Here is a 13962-nt window from a genome sequence, read left to right on the forward strand (position 1 = left end):
TCTGAAAATTTAAGATACGGTGAGCAAGAATGGTATCTGCATAAGCCCCTTCGTAATTGTTCATCATTTAATCCTACATTTTAAGATGCTTAACCTTTTAGAAGAATCAACCATGACCCAAGATTTCAACGTTTTCATTTCCGCTTTTAAGGAAAGATTATCCAACTTATTCAATTCCGAATATGACTATAATAACCTGAGCTTATCAAGAGATTTACCTCCTGATTTTCTAAGTAAAATTATGGACATGACACCCTTATCAGTTGCTATTCCAGAGAGTCACGGTGGTCGCGGAGTTCATGTTAAAGAGTGCCTAGGTGTTCTTGCAGCAGCTTCTTATGAATCACTTTCGTTATCGCTTATTTTCGGTATCAATATCGCCTTATTCTTAGAGCCTTTAACCAAATATGGCAATGCCTCTGTTCAAGACAAGGTCTTTAAACGATTTTTAGAGCATCAAGCAATGGGGGGTCTTATGATCACCGAACCTGCTTATGGTAGCGATGCGCTCAACATGCGTACCTCTTACGAGCAACAAGGCGACAAGTACCATATACAAGGTCAAAAACATTGGCAAGGACTTACAGGAGCTGCCGACTATTGGTTGGTGACCGCACGTAAAAGAAATGAAAATGGTGAGTTGACGCGAGACATCGATTTCTTCCTTACAGAAGATGCCGTTGCTGCACAAAAAATCGAAGTTGAAAGACGCTATAATAGCCTTGGTCTTTATGCTATTCCTTACGGAATCAACAACATTGACATACAGGTCCCAACAGAAAATAGATTAAACCCAGAAAGCACAGGTATCAAACTGATGTTAGATACACTGCACCGCAGTAGACTCCAATTCCCAGGTATGGGTATGGGCTTCATCAAACGCATGCTAGACGAAGCAATGCAACACTGTCATGACAGACGAGTTACTGGTATCCGCTTGAATGAAATGGATTCGGTGAAATTTCAACTTTCTCGTCTACAGGCTGCATTTACAATATGTTCGGCTATGTGTTCTTACAGTTCTTCCATGAGCGGAATCGGCAACGATCTTTCCGGACATGGAGTTGATGCCAACAGTGTGAAAGCTTTTGTGACAGACCTTATGCAAGAAGCATCGCAGATATGTCTACAGTTATCTGGCGCAAACGGTTACCGACTCGATCATGTCGCAGGACGTGGCGTAGTAGATAGCAGACCCTTCCAAATTTTTGAAGGATCAAATGAAATGCTCTACACACAGATTGCAGAAGCAATTGCCAAGCTAATGAGAAAAAGCAAAGAGAGTAACTTCCTTGCCTACTTAAAGCAATATAAAGCGACTGAACTTGCTGCACCGTTCTTTTCCGAACTCTTGAATTTCAATTTCCCAGATCAACCAAAACAACGGGATATGATGACGTTGGGCCGAATCATTGCTCGTGTCGTGTGTTTTCAGTATGTGCTATTGATCAATAATGCAGGCTTTAACGACGAAATGACAGAGATCACGCGTCAACACATCAAAATGGATATTGCTATGTTTATCGGACAGTTGAACAGTACCAATCATGCAGATCCGTTGATGGATTATTCAGACAATACAGATTGGATGAATTTTACATCTTTTTAATTTTTTTAAAAAAATAAGTGTTTTTACGGTTTCCCGTATTATTATCGAAAAAATGAATGATAGCTTTGTTGTATTCACATTAGTAGGTAGATGGGGATATTTACACCGTTTTTAAGCAAAGCCATTTTATCATAAGAAATGGCTCAGGTTGAAAGCACATTAACAAAACCCTAGTGGTTTATCAAGAAAATGGTTAGGTTACAAAGCGCGTAATCCTAACCATTTTCGTTTTTAATGATCACAACTGAAGTAATGGGCATTGCCAGCAAGATAGGGCAGCATGCACTATAAACAATAAGGGGTTCTTTTGAGAAAAAGAACCCCTTATTGTTTTATTAAACTTGTGCGGTTTAGTTCACTAGCTTGTTCAATTTTTTCTCTTCTTCAAACAATTGCGCTTCCAATTTTTTAATTTTAGCTTCCGCCTTCGCAATTTTTGCTTTTTCCTTTTCAACTTGGATTTCATCAAGCGCGTTTTTGCTTATCTTTTTTTCCAGATTAACATTCATTTTTTGAAGTGCTTTGCGTTCTTTTTCCAATTGTGCGATATGCTTTGTAATTGGTTTTTCTGCCTTCATGATTGCATTTTGCAACTTCAAAGCTGCTATGCGCTCTTTTTCAACACGCGCTGCTTCCTTTGCTGCCGCTTTCGCTACTCTCGCTTCTTCCTTAGCTGCTTTTGCAGCAGCCTTAGCCGCCTCTGCTTCAGCCTTAGCTGCTTTTGCTTCAGCTTTTGCCATCTCCTTCGACATTGCCTTCGTCGTTTTTAAAGCGGGCTCTGTAAGCTCTTGTGTGGTCTTGTTAACAGGTTCACTTGCTGTTTGAGCCGCAAGAAATTGACAACTCAACATTAATGCCGCTAATAAGATCATTGGTATCCTCATATCTCTATTCCTTAAAATTTGCACAAACATAGGGATTAAAGTCTGATAGAAAAATTAAGGGTAACAAATAACGAGCATACTCATGTCAACTTATTCTAACGCAACACTTACCCAAGCCCAAAGGAAACAACCAATAAAAAAATATCCTCTATTCAGGGGAATAGAGGATGGAGGGTATTTGTACTAACCTTTTATTGTCCCTATAGAACTAGCAACAACATTTTCTGTACATGAAAGTTAAATAATAAAAAACTGAATTCCAAGTGTTTAATATTTTTCATTCCACTAATCTTCCCAAGATATATCCATCTAAAAATGAAAATATCCTATTGGAGAGAAAAACGAATAGCGTTACGACTAGATGATCCCGATATCCTTTGAGTACGCAATCAATTGCTCATTTTTCGAAAACTCCAAAACCTCTTTCATCAGGTTAAGTCGTTTTTCCACACTGCTTAATCCCGATGGTCTAATTTCTTTTTGCAGCAAATAGAATGGAATATCCTTTTGACGGATTCCCTGCGACAATAACGCGATAATATGAATATCAAGGTTACTGAATTCATGTGAGTTTTTTTCTCGGATAGATTGCTTGATTTCTGGAGATTGATAGGTTTTATCTTGACATGCCGCTTGTAGTGCCTCTTTCAGATATTGGGCATCACGTCTAGCCTTCCGCACATAACCATCAATAGCACGCGTTTTAAATAATTCATCGATGACAGCACTACGACTTTCTGCCGACAGTACGATTACCTTCAAATTTGGCTGGATCGCTTTGACTTCTTTTATCAGTTCGATACCACCCGCTATACGTTGCGGATTATGGTCCACTTCAAAAGTGAGGTCCGTGATCAACAAATCGTAGCGTTCACCATCTCTTTGCGCATTTTTAATCCAGGTCAATGCATCATCACAATAGTAGACGTATTTCGCATTTTGGATACCGAGTTCGTGGAGTGTCTTTTGAACTGAAATATTTGCAATTTCATGATCTTCGGCGATGAGTACTTTTTTAAACATATAGTATGATCTTTTAAAGAATCGGAATCGAAACTTCGACTTTAAGTCCTTTCCCCTCCTTACTTACAAAGGTAATCTTGCCATCTAAACCAGCAATACGGTTTCCCGTACTAGTTAGGCCGTTACCGCGGACCAGTGATTCTGACAGGCCCACCCCATTGTCGCTGTAGTAAATGTTTAGATGTGAGGGTGCCCAATCAAAGCGAATGACCACATCACTCGCCTGGCTATGCTTTCGCATATTGACCATCAGCTCTTGCAATACATGATGGATTTCGTATTTCGTATGCGAATTTACCGTTTTCCAATATTCCGGATCATTACCTGCAATGATCACTTTCCTGTTTTCTGTAACAAAAGACTTCAGCAAATCGGTCACCTGTTTATGATAATCCAGTTGTGTTTGGGTAGTTTCTTCCACTTCATAAGAAATATCACGCGACTTCTCGTACATGATTTCCAGACGATCCAGAATTCCATCGCGATCAATATCATCCCTATTTTCGATTTCGGTCATCACGCGGTAAAGACCATTGGCCACTACATCATGTATTTTACGGGATGTCCGCAGCTGACTCGCTTTGATCTTACCATCCGCTTCCAATTCAAGACGTTGCTTTCTTCTTTTGAACCAGACCGCACCACCTACAATGGCTAAGATAAACAAGACCGACACTGCTCCAGTCCACATACGTTGACGAGTAATCCGGAAAGCCTTCTCCGCATTATCTTTTTGTAAACTCAGGTTATCCGCCTTATTTTTCTCCACCTCATAACGGATCAACGCAAATTGATTTTTAGCTGCACTACGGGCTAATTGCACACTATCCTTAAGATCATTATAGGTTTCAAAATAAGGTTTTACAGCTTCACTAGGGCTTAGGTTAATCAGCTTTTGAAGGGCCTTTATCTGATCATCAGGACTCGCTATTGCCCTAGCGACCGCATATCTCTTTTTCGCATAAAATAGCGCAGAGTCAGGTTGCTTTTCTGTATAATATTCACAGATCATGTATAAGCTAGCATTCTGCCCCCACATATCATTTTCTTGTTCCCGTATTTTTAAGGCTAACAAGAATTCGCTAATGGCGTTATAATTTGGATCCTGCAACCATTTTACTTTTGCCAGATTGGACAATACCCGTGCGTACTCAACTTGGCCTTTATGTGTGCGATTGATGATATCATCGTATATCTCCCGCGCTTTTTCCAGCTCATTATTAGTGACATAGGTCATCGCTAGATTATTGCGGTAGACCAAGGTATTCTGAGGATTGTCCGAATATTTGATGGCCGACTCATAAAACTTAATAGCTTGTTTATATTCACGAAGATAACCAGTGGCATTCCCCAGATTATTGAAGTTCATACTCAGAAAACGATGATAATCCTTATTCTGTTTATTCAGGTAGGCATCTGCTTCCAATGACGTTTCTTGCGCTCCAAAATAATCTCCCTGATCGATTTGGATAATAGCCATATTGATCAGACATTTAGCCACAAACAGGCTATCACCCGCTTCTGAAAAAACCTGCTTTGCTTTTCCAAAGTAGAAGAAAGCACTATCCGATTTTGCTGCTTCCAAATATTCAAATGCCTTATCATACGAAGGGTTGTCAATTGGTTTTTCCTTTTGAATAGCTTCTTTCTCACAAGAAAGAAATATGATCAATAATATGTATAAGCTGAAGCCTTTCAATAAGAGTTGTATTTTGTTCGAAAATATCGAATTTTAATCTTAAAAACAACCCTTCCTCCCAAAACAGAATAAGACAACCGAAGTTGTCTTATTCTAATCATTATATAGGCAATTACTTACCTGGTTGAACGTGTCCCTTATCACCGCCACCACTCTTTTCAGGATCGCTGTTCGTCTGCATGACAGTTTGTTCATTATTTGTATGTGAATCTGAAGGATTACCAAATAAAAGTGCTAAAATGAAATACCACATTTTTCAAAAAATTAAAAGTCAAAAACCTGGTAGGCCCACGTGCTTCATGCTCGGGGTTACTACAATGTTTTCAGAAGGCCTTCTGAATTTTTTGGGAAGTGTGAACTTCAATCGCGGGAGACAAGAACTGCTTCCCAAACCGGTTTTGACGACCGCGATATCCATTCTTTTCGAAACCTGTTCCGTACCTGTCCTTGCAAGAACTTATCGTTAGAACCATGATTTCGAAATCAAATCTATAGCACATAAACAGCTAATCATCAGGGTATTCCAGTATTTCCAACTATTCCATAACTATTCCAGAAATTCCTATAGAATTCCGATTATTCCGGACAATAAGGGGACATTTTTGAGGGATTCATTTTACGGTTTTCCGTAAAATACGGTGCGACCGTTGGGTTAATTTTGTAGTAATGTTTGAGTTTGAAGAATTTAAAAAAGAGGTTATAAATACCTATCGGGAAAAGCTTTCCCAGCATGTGCTAGATATTAAACTGGAGAATCCAACACCTGGAAACTTGAGAAATTTCAGTCTTAAACTGTTTGCAAATGGACTATCAAGAGAAGACATCCAAGTATTCAGCGATTTTTTTGATCCAACCAATAGATATAGCGACCTAGAGACTGGCATTCGTCGATTTGAGCTCGACAAACTTAAACCCCTGAAAAATTTTATGACAGAAAAAACAACCAATCCCGATGAGGGTATTGTTAAACTGTTAGCGATACTTATTCAGTTCGCACCAAGGCCATTTATCAAATGGCGAGAATTGCGGAATTCTAAAAAAATAAATTATCAAAAGTACGATAGCGAGCAAGAAGCTGACGCCATTCCGCTACAACCTGTTGCAGAAGAGCCGGAAAACATTGAAAAAGTAATATTGGAAAATGGAATTATGGATGGAATTGAGGAGCGGAATCATATTATTCCGGAAGAAAGAAAACTCCTTATCGACTTGCAACAGGAGCTGATTGCTGCCAATAAGTTCAATAAGGAGTTGTATGAGCAGGTCCCTTGGGAAAGGACCGTAGCGGGAAAACCGCCATCGGAGAATCAAACTATAAATAATAAAGCAGTAGCGCAGGCCACTGCTTTCAATCTCGTATCGTGTCTATTAGGAGGTGCAATTTTTATGCTCTTACTATTTGCCATCCTCTATTTATTGATCCCGAAATACTGCACCTGTTGGGTCGAAGTACAATATGTAGCGATTGAATGTCAACAATACGAACAACCCATAAAAATGATTGCCTTCAACAGGCTCGGTCATTTCAAAACAGATACCTCAACAGATTACATAACAGCACATGACACCGAACGAGCTGAACAGGATAAAGATGGCACCAAGCCTTTCGAACCAACTGTTTACAAGGCCATACATGAGCCAGGTTCAATAAGAGCAGTTGCCAAGTATATTATTGTGCTATATGCAGGAGAACAGCATATGGCGAGCAGAAAAGTGGAGTAATAGGGTTTCTAAGATGCCTTCGTTGATGCTAATTCCAGATTAGTTTTCTATTAATTTCGCCATTTTTGCCAGTGAGAAAGCGGAAATTGCCATCACAAGATCACGTACCGCCACATCAACAAAACTAAAACTCGCCAAAAGGCTCAATGCGATAGCAGTAAGCCACACACCCACAACATACCCACCAATAACCGGACGCCTCAAAACGAGTATCCCCGCTATGATTTCGATAACGCCCACCACCATCATGAAGGTATGCGCAGAAAAGGGCAATATCTGGACCAGAACGGGATTGAGATACTGCTCCCAATTGGTCAATATATTGGTAAATTTATCCAAGCCCGCAACAATGGGCACAATTCCCAAAGTAATCCTCAGTAAGGAAAATATAGCTTTAATTCCTCGTTGTAAACTCATCGTTTCCATCTCGTTATATTTAATTTACATAAATCAATATCGATTTATACAAGATTAGAGTTGGGCTACGATGAAAAGGTTACAGCATATGACAAAAAAGAATGCGCACAGAGATTAAGCTAGCTATTCGACTCCTTACCTTTGAGCGTCAATCGGTGTGCGATATATACAAAAGGAACAGTAGCAGCCATGACAATAGTAGTTGCCAACAAGGCATTTTTAGAAAAAATAGATACAATGGCACTCGCTATAAAGCAGATACCGAGTTGGATGGTGTTTTGCAATGCCGCAGCTTTCCCCAAGTTGTTGGGAAAAACACTGAGCGCCTTTGCCACCACTATGGGATAACAAGCACCATTGGCAAGCGCCATGATACAAAAGGGAATCAAAAGTATGGTCAAGGTAGGCGTCATCGTTATACTGATTATATAAATCGCAATCAGTGATATCGAATATAAGAACAGTAAATAAGGCATCAATCTTTTTCCTTCCACACGGTTAGAGAGTGATCTATAACCATATCCCCCTGCCATAAAAGCGATTGTCTGCGGGATAAAACTCAATCCGATCTGACTCTCATCATAACCCAATTCTTTGAGAAAGAAAGGAGACCCGGTTAACCAGGCAAAAAACGAACCCGAACAGAAAGCGTATATCAACACATTGCCCACATAATATTTAGACCCTAAGAGAGAGAAGTAAGAGCGATTTGTCTTCACCAGATCTTTTGGTTTCTCTACAGTACCTGATGATTGGCTACGCATTAGCGTAAAGGTATATACCATCAGCAGGATTGCTAAAATCGCTAGGGTGATAAATATCGATCTCCAACCAAAATGCTTGAGCAGATACACGCCAAGCAAAGGCGCCAATGCCGGCGATAAAGCCACCATAGGCATGATTGTGGCAAAGATCCGATTGGTCTGAGCAGCAGGATAACGTTCTACAACCAGAGCTTGCCAACTCACAGCAGCAGCACATACCCCTATGGCCTGTACCAGGCGCAACAATAATAATAACGAAACTTGATGTGTAAAAAATATACTCAAAGAAGCGAGTGTAAAGATTGTCAATCCCATGAGTATCGTTTTAGGTTTACCTACACGATCAGAAATTGGCCCCCACACCAATTGAGCAAGTGCATATCCTGCCAAAAAAACACTTAAACTTGCACTTATACTGCTTTTATCGGTCGAGAAATCCATGCGCATCACATCAAATGCCGGCAGATACATATCTGTCGCCAAAAAACCAATGATGCTCAATCCGACCAAGTATACCAAAAACAAAAAACTATTCTTCTTATCCGCCATGACGATTCCCTAAATTTGTGCAAAGGTAATCAATAGGATTTTAATAGCGTTCGAGCCCCACAACTATTCAATTCTGCCAAAATCATCTCCCAACTGCTCTACATCAAGTTTCTTCAGCTCTGCCAATCTGCAAAAGTTTTCATAATTGTCAAACATCCGCCGGCTTATGATGAGCATATAATTTAGTTGATTAACCTTCATCACCTCCAGCAATACATTTACAACATTTTCATGTAGTATTAAAACATCAACTTTTTGTAGTTTTTTAGGACTTTTAAGCTTATTTCCATGTGCTTTCTTGAGCATAATCTTTTTCCGTTCCAAGGTGGCATAAAGCATATTTAAATGGTAATTATTGGAGATTTTAATCACCCATGGATTATCGAATACGGCATTATCAATATCGTGCAGTACCCATTTTTCACCATTCGCAAAATAAACATAGGTAATGATTTTAGTTCTTTCAAAAGCAACAGCTTTCCAGAGCGGTATTTGCCCTTCCAAGTGCCATTTCTCGTCGTTCAAAAGCATTTGAAAATAATCAAACAAATATTCCACATCTCCAGACGCTCGCCATAACTTAAGCAATTCATGATTTTCATCAATAGACGGGTGTAACTTCGATTTCGCTAATTTTTCACCCAAATCCCCTGCTATGAAAGCCTCTTCTACCTTAAGATCTGCTGCAATGGGTTTATCAACCACATCTTCTTCGTCCACAGACACTTCGGCAACAGCCTGCTTCTCCATAACCTCTTCCTCCAATGGTTCAGCTACGCTTGTTTGTAGCAATACAGGTGCTTTAGAAATATGGAACAATCGTATTTGGGGTTTGTAATAAAGCGTAATAATATAGAGCAATGACGGAATGAAAAAGAACCAAAAGTCACTGTTAAAATAATGCTCGGTGAAGACCGATTGATGGTTGCGTTGTGCTAACAAAAAATCGACGACAAACAAGTGTATAAACACAACCACAGCTGTACTAAGTAGTACAAAAATCAACATTTTGATATATTCTTTTTGTTTCCCGTACCAAGAATCAGCCTTGTTTAGCTGTTTGTATATCCCTTGCACAAGAAACAAATAAGCGTACAGCAGTCCAATAGTGCCGATGACCATCTTTACAAACATCGGTTTTTCCAAACGATCGATAAGGTCATCCCAAGCACTGCCTAGATTAATCAAAAGGGCAAACAGTATAATACCAGCAAGACTATAAATCCGCTTCACTAACTCATTTTTAATCATGGAGAAAATAATTTATTCAAATTACAAATTGGTTCTTTACGATTTTACAAATCAATATAAAATCGATTATAAAAATATAAAATCATTTTACATAAACAAAACTATTTCCTACAGTATAATTAAATATTTTAAAAACGGCGTATTTTTAACATCCTAAGCGATGTACACGATGTACATTTCGGAAAATAAATAGCAAAAAAGTGTACATTATCGAAAATACCTGTACAATGCTCTTGTTTCGACTTCAAAATGTTCCGATTTTTATAACTGTATTAATTATAAAAATAAAATATGAAAAAAATTCTTAACAATGAGGGAGTCGGCTTATTTCAGGAGGAAATGTTCCAACTTACTTTATCAGAACAACAATTTCTGATTACGCAAATCCGCCTTGATTTCGCCCTATTCATGGCGACCCATTTTGATTTACATAAAAATCAAATCATCCAGATCAGCAGTATGTCCGACTCCTTTAAATCGATGCTTGCTGAGGGCATTGCTACGACTTGGGAATCTGGTCAACCTATCAACTTTTATAAAGAGACCCTGGCCGTAGACGATGTACCCGATGCAAAAGATATCATCATGTCCGATCCCAATTCACCACTTATGATGATGAGCTCGGTCAATCCAATTCCACTACCGCTTATGGTTTCTCATCCGATATCGTCCTTAACCCAATATTAATCTTGTAAATCAAAATAAACTTAATAAATTATGAACAACTTAAATCAATCGCGTTTCTATCTTTTAAACGCTAAACCTAAACTACATCACAAAATCATACAAGATCGATCAGTAATAAGCAATGGTCATGAAAGAACATAAGGAAAACCTGATCAAGCATTATATAAAGACAAAGCTCAACTTAATGCCTGATCGCGAGCAATTATTGTTTGAGCGTATAGCTCCCATGTTCACGATCCAATCGGCCCTAAAACTCCAAGATTTGGAATCACCGGGCCCAGCCAGTGAAGGGCGCGTTTGGTATTCTGCGCAAGCTATGGTTCACGGCTATTACTACAGCAAGAAAAAAGATGCTATTTATGGGACACAGATCTGGAAGAAAAAAGAAGCTATCCTATTTGCATCGAGCCTGTTGAACGGCACCGATCGGACTAATTATGTACAGATGCTCGAAGACGGGATCGTCACTTCGATTAGCTATCCGGATATGCTGACCATTCGCAGTGAATTTCCAGAAGTATCTGCCGATATCGAACAGATCATCCTTCAGAATGAGCAAGCCCATCAGCATCGGATCCAGTTGCTCAATGAGCCCTCTTTAGATCGCATCATGAGGTTTGAGAAGGAAAACCCACTGTTCTGCAGCATTACCAACCTCGACATCAAGGCGATGCACGTAGGTCTAAAAAGAAAAAGATACGGTTACATCAGGCGACAGGTATAACTCCACATCAACTCTTTTACGGTACAGCTGTAAAAGAGTTGATGTTTAACTATTCAATTATGACCATCATATTCAGCTCCATACCTGCATCCAGCACACGGGCGAATCCTTAAACCATCTTTTTCAGCACCATATCCACCTCATTAATCATCACCAAAAATCAATAAAAGTGTACATTATAACAATTTATCAAAAAAAAGTAACCATTTTTCAGATTTCAATGGCCCCTAAAGTCATTTAAACCCAGATTTTTAAAATAAGTGTCCTATATCATTAAAAAAAGTGACTTTCGTCACTTTTTTTTCACGGGCTATGCATTATCTTTCTGAAAACCATTTTATTATTAATCCTCACTATGAACGATTTAAAACAAAAATTACTTTTAAGCTATCTACAGTCGAAACTTCTGGTTCCAGCAGCAAAGCAACCGGAGCTGATGGAACGAGCCGTTCAGATAACTCGTATTCAAAAAGCGCTCAAAAATCAGGTACTAGAATCTCCAGGACCAGCAGCAGAAGGTCGCGCCTGGCTATCTGTCAATGCTATGGTACACAGCTATTATTTTAATGAAAAAACGCAAAGCAATATCGGTACCTACATATGGGAAAAGAACGAGCCCATTATCTTCAATAACAGCCTTTTTCAAGATATGCCGCGCAATCATACGATTCAGATGATTGAAGCTGGACCTGTACTTTCCATGTCCTACCAAGACCTCCTTGACCTGCGCAATGCATTTCCAGAAATAGCACAGCATATGGAAGAATTGAGCATCCAGAAAGAGCAAAGTTATCAAGACCGTATCATCCTGCTCAATGCACCTACACAAGAGCGTATTATCCACTTTGAAGCAGATAATCCATTATTTAGTCAAGTAGCCAATTCGACCATCAAAGCCATGCATCTGGGTATCTGCAGACAAACCTACGACAGGGCTAAAAAGCAGATCAAGAACCAAAAATAACCATAAGGACAATCCCTATCTACCTATCTACCTGATTGTCCACCTAAATGCCCAATGCCCACCTCATATACCGCGCTATTTTTCCACCTTTTTATCCACCACAGGTTTGGTCGCAGCATTCGCCAACTCCCATGCCGTATAGAAGATCAACTGTGCTCTTTTGCAGAGGATATCAAAATCTATCTTTTCAATTTCATCGCTAGGCTTATGATAGTCTGCATGAAATCCACTAAAATAAAAGGTAACCGGTATACCTCGCTTCGCAAAATTGTAATGATCAGATCGGTAATACAATTGAAAAGGATCGTTACGCACATTATACCGTTCATCCAGTTCAAGATTTGTATAAGTGGTATTGGTTTCTTTCACTATCCGATCCAGATCGGTACTCAGTCGATCCGCGCCGATGATGTAAATATAATTATGATCAGGATGCGGCAAAGTATCCGTCCGTCCGATCATATCCACATTTAGATTGGCTATGATCTTATCGAGCGGCACCACCGGATGGTCCACATACCAGGACGAGCCCAACAATCCCTTTTCTTCGCCAGTAGTCGCCATAAAGAGGATACTACGTTTAGGCCCCTTCCCCGCCTTAGCGGCCTGTGCAAACGCATCCGCCATAAGCAACACTCCAGTAGTACCAGACCCATTATCGTCAGCACCATTATTGATGCTATCACCTTCGGTATAATGATTTACCCCCAGGTGATCATAATGCGCACTCAGCAACAGCACCTCATTTTTCAATACTGGATCGGATCCTTCCAAAAAACCCAATACATTGGCAGTATGCACCGTTTCCACTGCTCGAGAAGCCGTAGCCGCAAAGTCGGTTTTAAAGACAAAAGGATAGGGCTTGTTGGTTTCCGTCAGTTTTTCCCGGACAGCAGCAAGATCGGTATGAGCAGATTTCAAGAGCGCATCCGCCACTTTTTGGCCGATATAGATCAGCGGCATCCCTTGTTCCATCGCTTGCACTGCCGCTAATTCAGGTGAACCCTGCAACAGCATCTGCTCGTTCGAAAGGTGTTGCATAAGACCATCCGACTTATTATCCACCACCGGTTCCACCATCAAGACCGCTTTAGCCTTATGAAAAGACAAGTATTTAATTTTATCCTGAAAAGAGAAAGCTGCATCTCGCGGTCCAGACCCGAGCAACATGACCACCTTACCCGTTATGGCTTGATCCTGAAAATCGTTGTACGATTCCAAACCGTCATCAATAACCCCATAACCAGCAAAGAGTATGCTATCCGTTTTCAGCTGAAAACCAGTCATAGAAACCGATGCGGGCATATTAAAAAAATCGACCACCGGTTTAAAAGCAGCCCCTTGAACCCATAAAGATTCAGCTAATGGGATGCGCCTGGCTTCCACTTCCTGTCTATATCCCCCATTTACCAGCCCCTTTAGCCCTACTTTATGATAATAATCGGCTATATATTGGGCCGCTTTATCACCACCTTCAGTTCCAGCCTCCCTACCCCGCCATGCGTCAGCGGAAAGTACAGTAAGATGCGCCCTGGCATTGCTGCTATTGATAACTTTCGCATAGCCTAGCGCATCCTTGTTTTGCGCAAAAGATGCTGTACAGAACAGTAAAAAAGGCAAGAGTAAAAATTGTATTTTTTTCATATCAATTATTGAAAGGTTATTCCTT

The 13962-nt window shown here is 40.0% G+C and carries 13 protein-coding genes; 5 read left to right on the top strand and 8 right to left on the bottom strand.

Annotated features, from left to right (window positions below):
* The first annotated feature begins 85 nt into the window (after nt 1–85).
* The gene (locus tag ACFX5U_RS15205) at nt 86–1609 is read left to right on the top strand and encodes an acyl-CoA dehydrogenase family protein (protein WP_400261265.1); all 1524 of its coding nucleotides are present in this window, start codon (nt 86–88) and stop codon (nt 1607–1609) included.
* A 350-nt stretch (nt 1610–1959) separates the two neighbouring features.
* Here the strand turns inward: ACFX5U_RS15205 and ACFX5U_RS15210 are convergent, their stop codons facing one another.
* The 4 genes from ACFX5U_RS15210 to ACFX5U_RS15225 form a co-directional block, all read right to left on the bottom strand.
* Nucleotides 1960–2481 carry a hypothetical protein gene (locus tag ACFX5U_RS15210; RefSeq protein WP_400261266.1) on the bottom strand — a complete coding sequence of 174 codons (522 nt, stop codon included), beginning with the start codon at nt 2479–2481 and terminating at the stop codon, nt 1960–1962.
* A 369-nt stretch (nt 2482–2850) separates the two neighbouring features.
* A complete protein-coding gene (locus ACFX5U_RS15215; protein ID WP_038699718.1) occupies nt 2851–3516 on the bottom strand; it encodes a response regulator in 666 nt (221 codons plus the stop codon).
* Between the two features lie 13 nt (nt 3517–3529).
* Nucleotides 3530–5188 (bottom strand): ATP-binding protein, encoded by a 1659-nt coding sequence (locus ACFX5U_RS15220; RefSeq protein WP_400261267.1) that lies wholly within the window; start codon nt 5186–5188, stop codon nt 3530–3532.
* A gap of 139 nt (nt 5189–5327) precedes the next feature.
* Nucleotides 5328–5468, bottom strand: coding sequence for a hypothetical protein (locus ACFX5U_RS15225; protein ID WP_400261268.1), 141 nt, complete (start codon nt 5466–5468; stop codon nt 5328–5330).
* Between the two features lie 413 nt (nt 5469–5881).
* Between ACFX5U_RS15225 and ACFX5U_RS15230 the strand changes: the two genes are divergently transcribed.
* The gene (locus tag ACFX5U_RS15230; RefSeq protein WP_400261269.1) at nt 5882–6937 is read left to right on the top strand and encodes a hypothetical protein; all 1056 of its coding nucleotides are present in this window, start codon (nt 5882–5884) and stop codon (nt 6935–6937) included.
* 39 nt (nt 6938–6976) lie between these two features.
* On the opposite strand, the gene ACFX5U_RS15235 is transcribed toward ACFX5U_RS15230, so the two are convergent.
* From ACFX5U_RS15235 to ACFX5U_RS15245, 3 genes are all read right to left on the bottom strand, one after another.
* Nucleotides 6977–7354 carry a DoxX family membrane protein gene (locus ACFX5U_RS15235; RefSeq protein ID WP_400261270.1) on the bottom strand — a complete coding sequence of 126 codons (378 nt, stop codon included), beginning with the start codon at nt 7352–7354 and terminating at the stop codon, nt 6977–6979.
* Nucleotides 7355–7473: 119 nt separating this feature from the next.
* Complete coding sequence (gene punC / locus ACFX5U_RS15240) at nt 7474–8667, bottom strand: purine nucleoside transporter PunC (RefSeq protein WP_400261271.1); 1194 nt, start codon at nt 8665–8667, stop codon at nt 7474–7476.
* A 63-nt stretch (nt 8668–8730) separates the two neighbouring features.
* Nucleotides 8731–9918, bottom strand: coding sequence for a hypothetical protein (locus ACFX5U_RS15245; protein WP_400261272.1), 1188 nt, complete (start codon nt 9916–9918; stop codon nt 8731–8733).
* Nucleotides 9919–10209: 291 nt separating this feature from the next.
* On the opposite strand from ACFX5U_RS15245, the gene ACFX5U_RS15250 reads away from it, so the two are divergent.
* The 3 genes from ACFX5U_RS15250 to ACFX5U_RS15260 all read left to right on the top strand — a co-directional run bounded on the left by ACFX5U_RS15250 (nt 10210) and on the right by ACFX5U_RS15260 (nt 12293).
* The gene (locus tag ACFX5U_RS15250) at nt 10210–10605 is read left to right on the top strand and encodes a hypothetical protein (protein WP_400261273.1); all 396 of its coding nucleotides are present in this window, start codon (nt 10210–10212) and stop codon (nt 10603–10605) included.
* Nucleotides 10606–10732: 127 nt separating this feature from the next.
* Nucleotides 10733–11329: a hypothetical protein gene (locus tag ACFX5U_RS15255; protein ID WP_400261274.1), complete on the top strand. Its 597-nt coding sequence runs from the start codon at nt 10733–10735 to the stop codon at nt 11327–11329.
* Nucleotides 11330–11684: 355 nt separating this feature from the next.
* Complete coding sequence (locus ACFX5U_RS15260; RefSeq protein WP_280566238.1) at nt 11685–12293, top strand: hypothetical protein; 609 nt, start codon at nt 11685–11687, stop codon at nt 12291–12293.
* A gap of 75 nt (nt 12294–12368) precedes the next feature.
* Here ACFX5U_RS15260 and ACFX5U_RS15265 read toward each other — a convergent pair whose 3' ends face one another.
* Nucleotides 12369–13937: a M28 family peptidase gene (locus ACFX5U_RS15265; RefSeq protein WP_400261275.1), complete on the bottom strand. Its 1569-nt coding sequence runs from the start codon at nt 13935–13937 to the stop codon at nt 12369–12371.
* Between the last annotated feature and the right edge of the window lie 25 nt (nt 13938–13962).

The sequence above is a fragment of the Sphingobacterium sp. SG20118 genome, assembly GCF_044740685.1.
Taxonomy (GTDB): Bacteria; Bacteroidota; Bacteroidia; order Sphingobacteriales; family Sphingobacteriaceae; genus Sphingobacterium.

Bases quoted from the DNA above. Each gene is read 5' to 3' on its own strand.
- ACFX5U_RS15205 (WP_400261265.1), top strand. From the start codon at position 86: ATGCTTAACCTTTTAGAAGAATCAACCATGACCCAAGATTTCAACGTT.
- ACFX5U_RS15210 (WP_400261266.1), bottom strand. From the start codon at position 2,481: ATGATCTTATTAGCGGCATTAATGTTGAGTTGTCAATTTCTTGCGGCT.
- ACFX5U_RS15215 (WP_038699718.1), bottom strand. From the start codon at position 3,516: ATGTTTAAAAAAGTACTCATCGCCGAAGATCATGAAATTGCAAATATT.
- ACFX5U_RS15225 (WP_400261268.1), bottom strand. From the start codon at position 5,468: ATGTGGTATTTCATTTTAGCACTTTTATTTGGTAATCCTTCAGATTCA.
- ACFX5U_RS15230 (WP_400261269.1), top strand. From the start codon at position 5,882: ATGTTTGAGTTTGAAGAATTTAAAAAAGAGGTTATAAATACCTATCGG.
- ACFX5U_RS15235 (WP_400261270.1), bottom strand. From the start codon at position 7,354: ATGAGTTTACAACGAGGAATTAAAGCTATATTTTCCTTACTGAGGATT.
- punC (WP_400261271.1), bottom strand. From the start codon at position 8,667: ATGGCGGATAAGAAGAATAGTTTTTTGTTTTTGGTATACTTGGTCGGA.
- ACFX5U_RS15245 (WP_400261272.1), bottom strand. From the start codon at position 9,918: ATGATTAAAAATGAGTTAGTGAAGCGGATTTATAGTCTTGCTGGTATT.
- ACFX5U_RS15250 (WP_400261273.1), top strand. From the start codon at position 10,210: ATGAAAAAAATTCTTAACAATGAGGGAGTCGGCTTATTTCAGGAGGAA.
- ACFX5U_RS15255 (WP_400261274.1), top strand. From the start codon at position 10,733: ATGAAAGAACATAAGGAAAACCTGATCAAGCATTATATAAAGACAAAG.
- ACFX5U_RS15260 (WP_280566238.1), top strand. From the start codon at position 11,685: ATGAACGATTTAAAACAAAAATTACTTTTAAGCTATCTACAGTCGAAA.
- ACFX5U_RS15265 (WP_400261275.1), bottom strand. From the start codon at position 13,937: ATGAAAAAAATACAATTTTTACTCTTGCCTTTTTTACTGTTCTGTACA.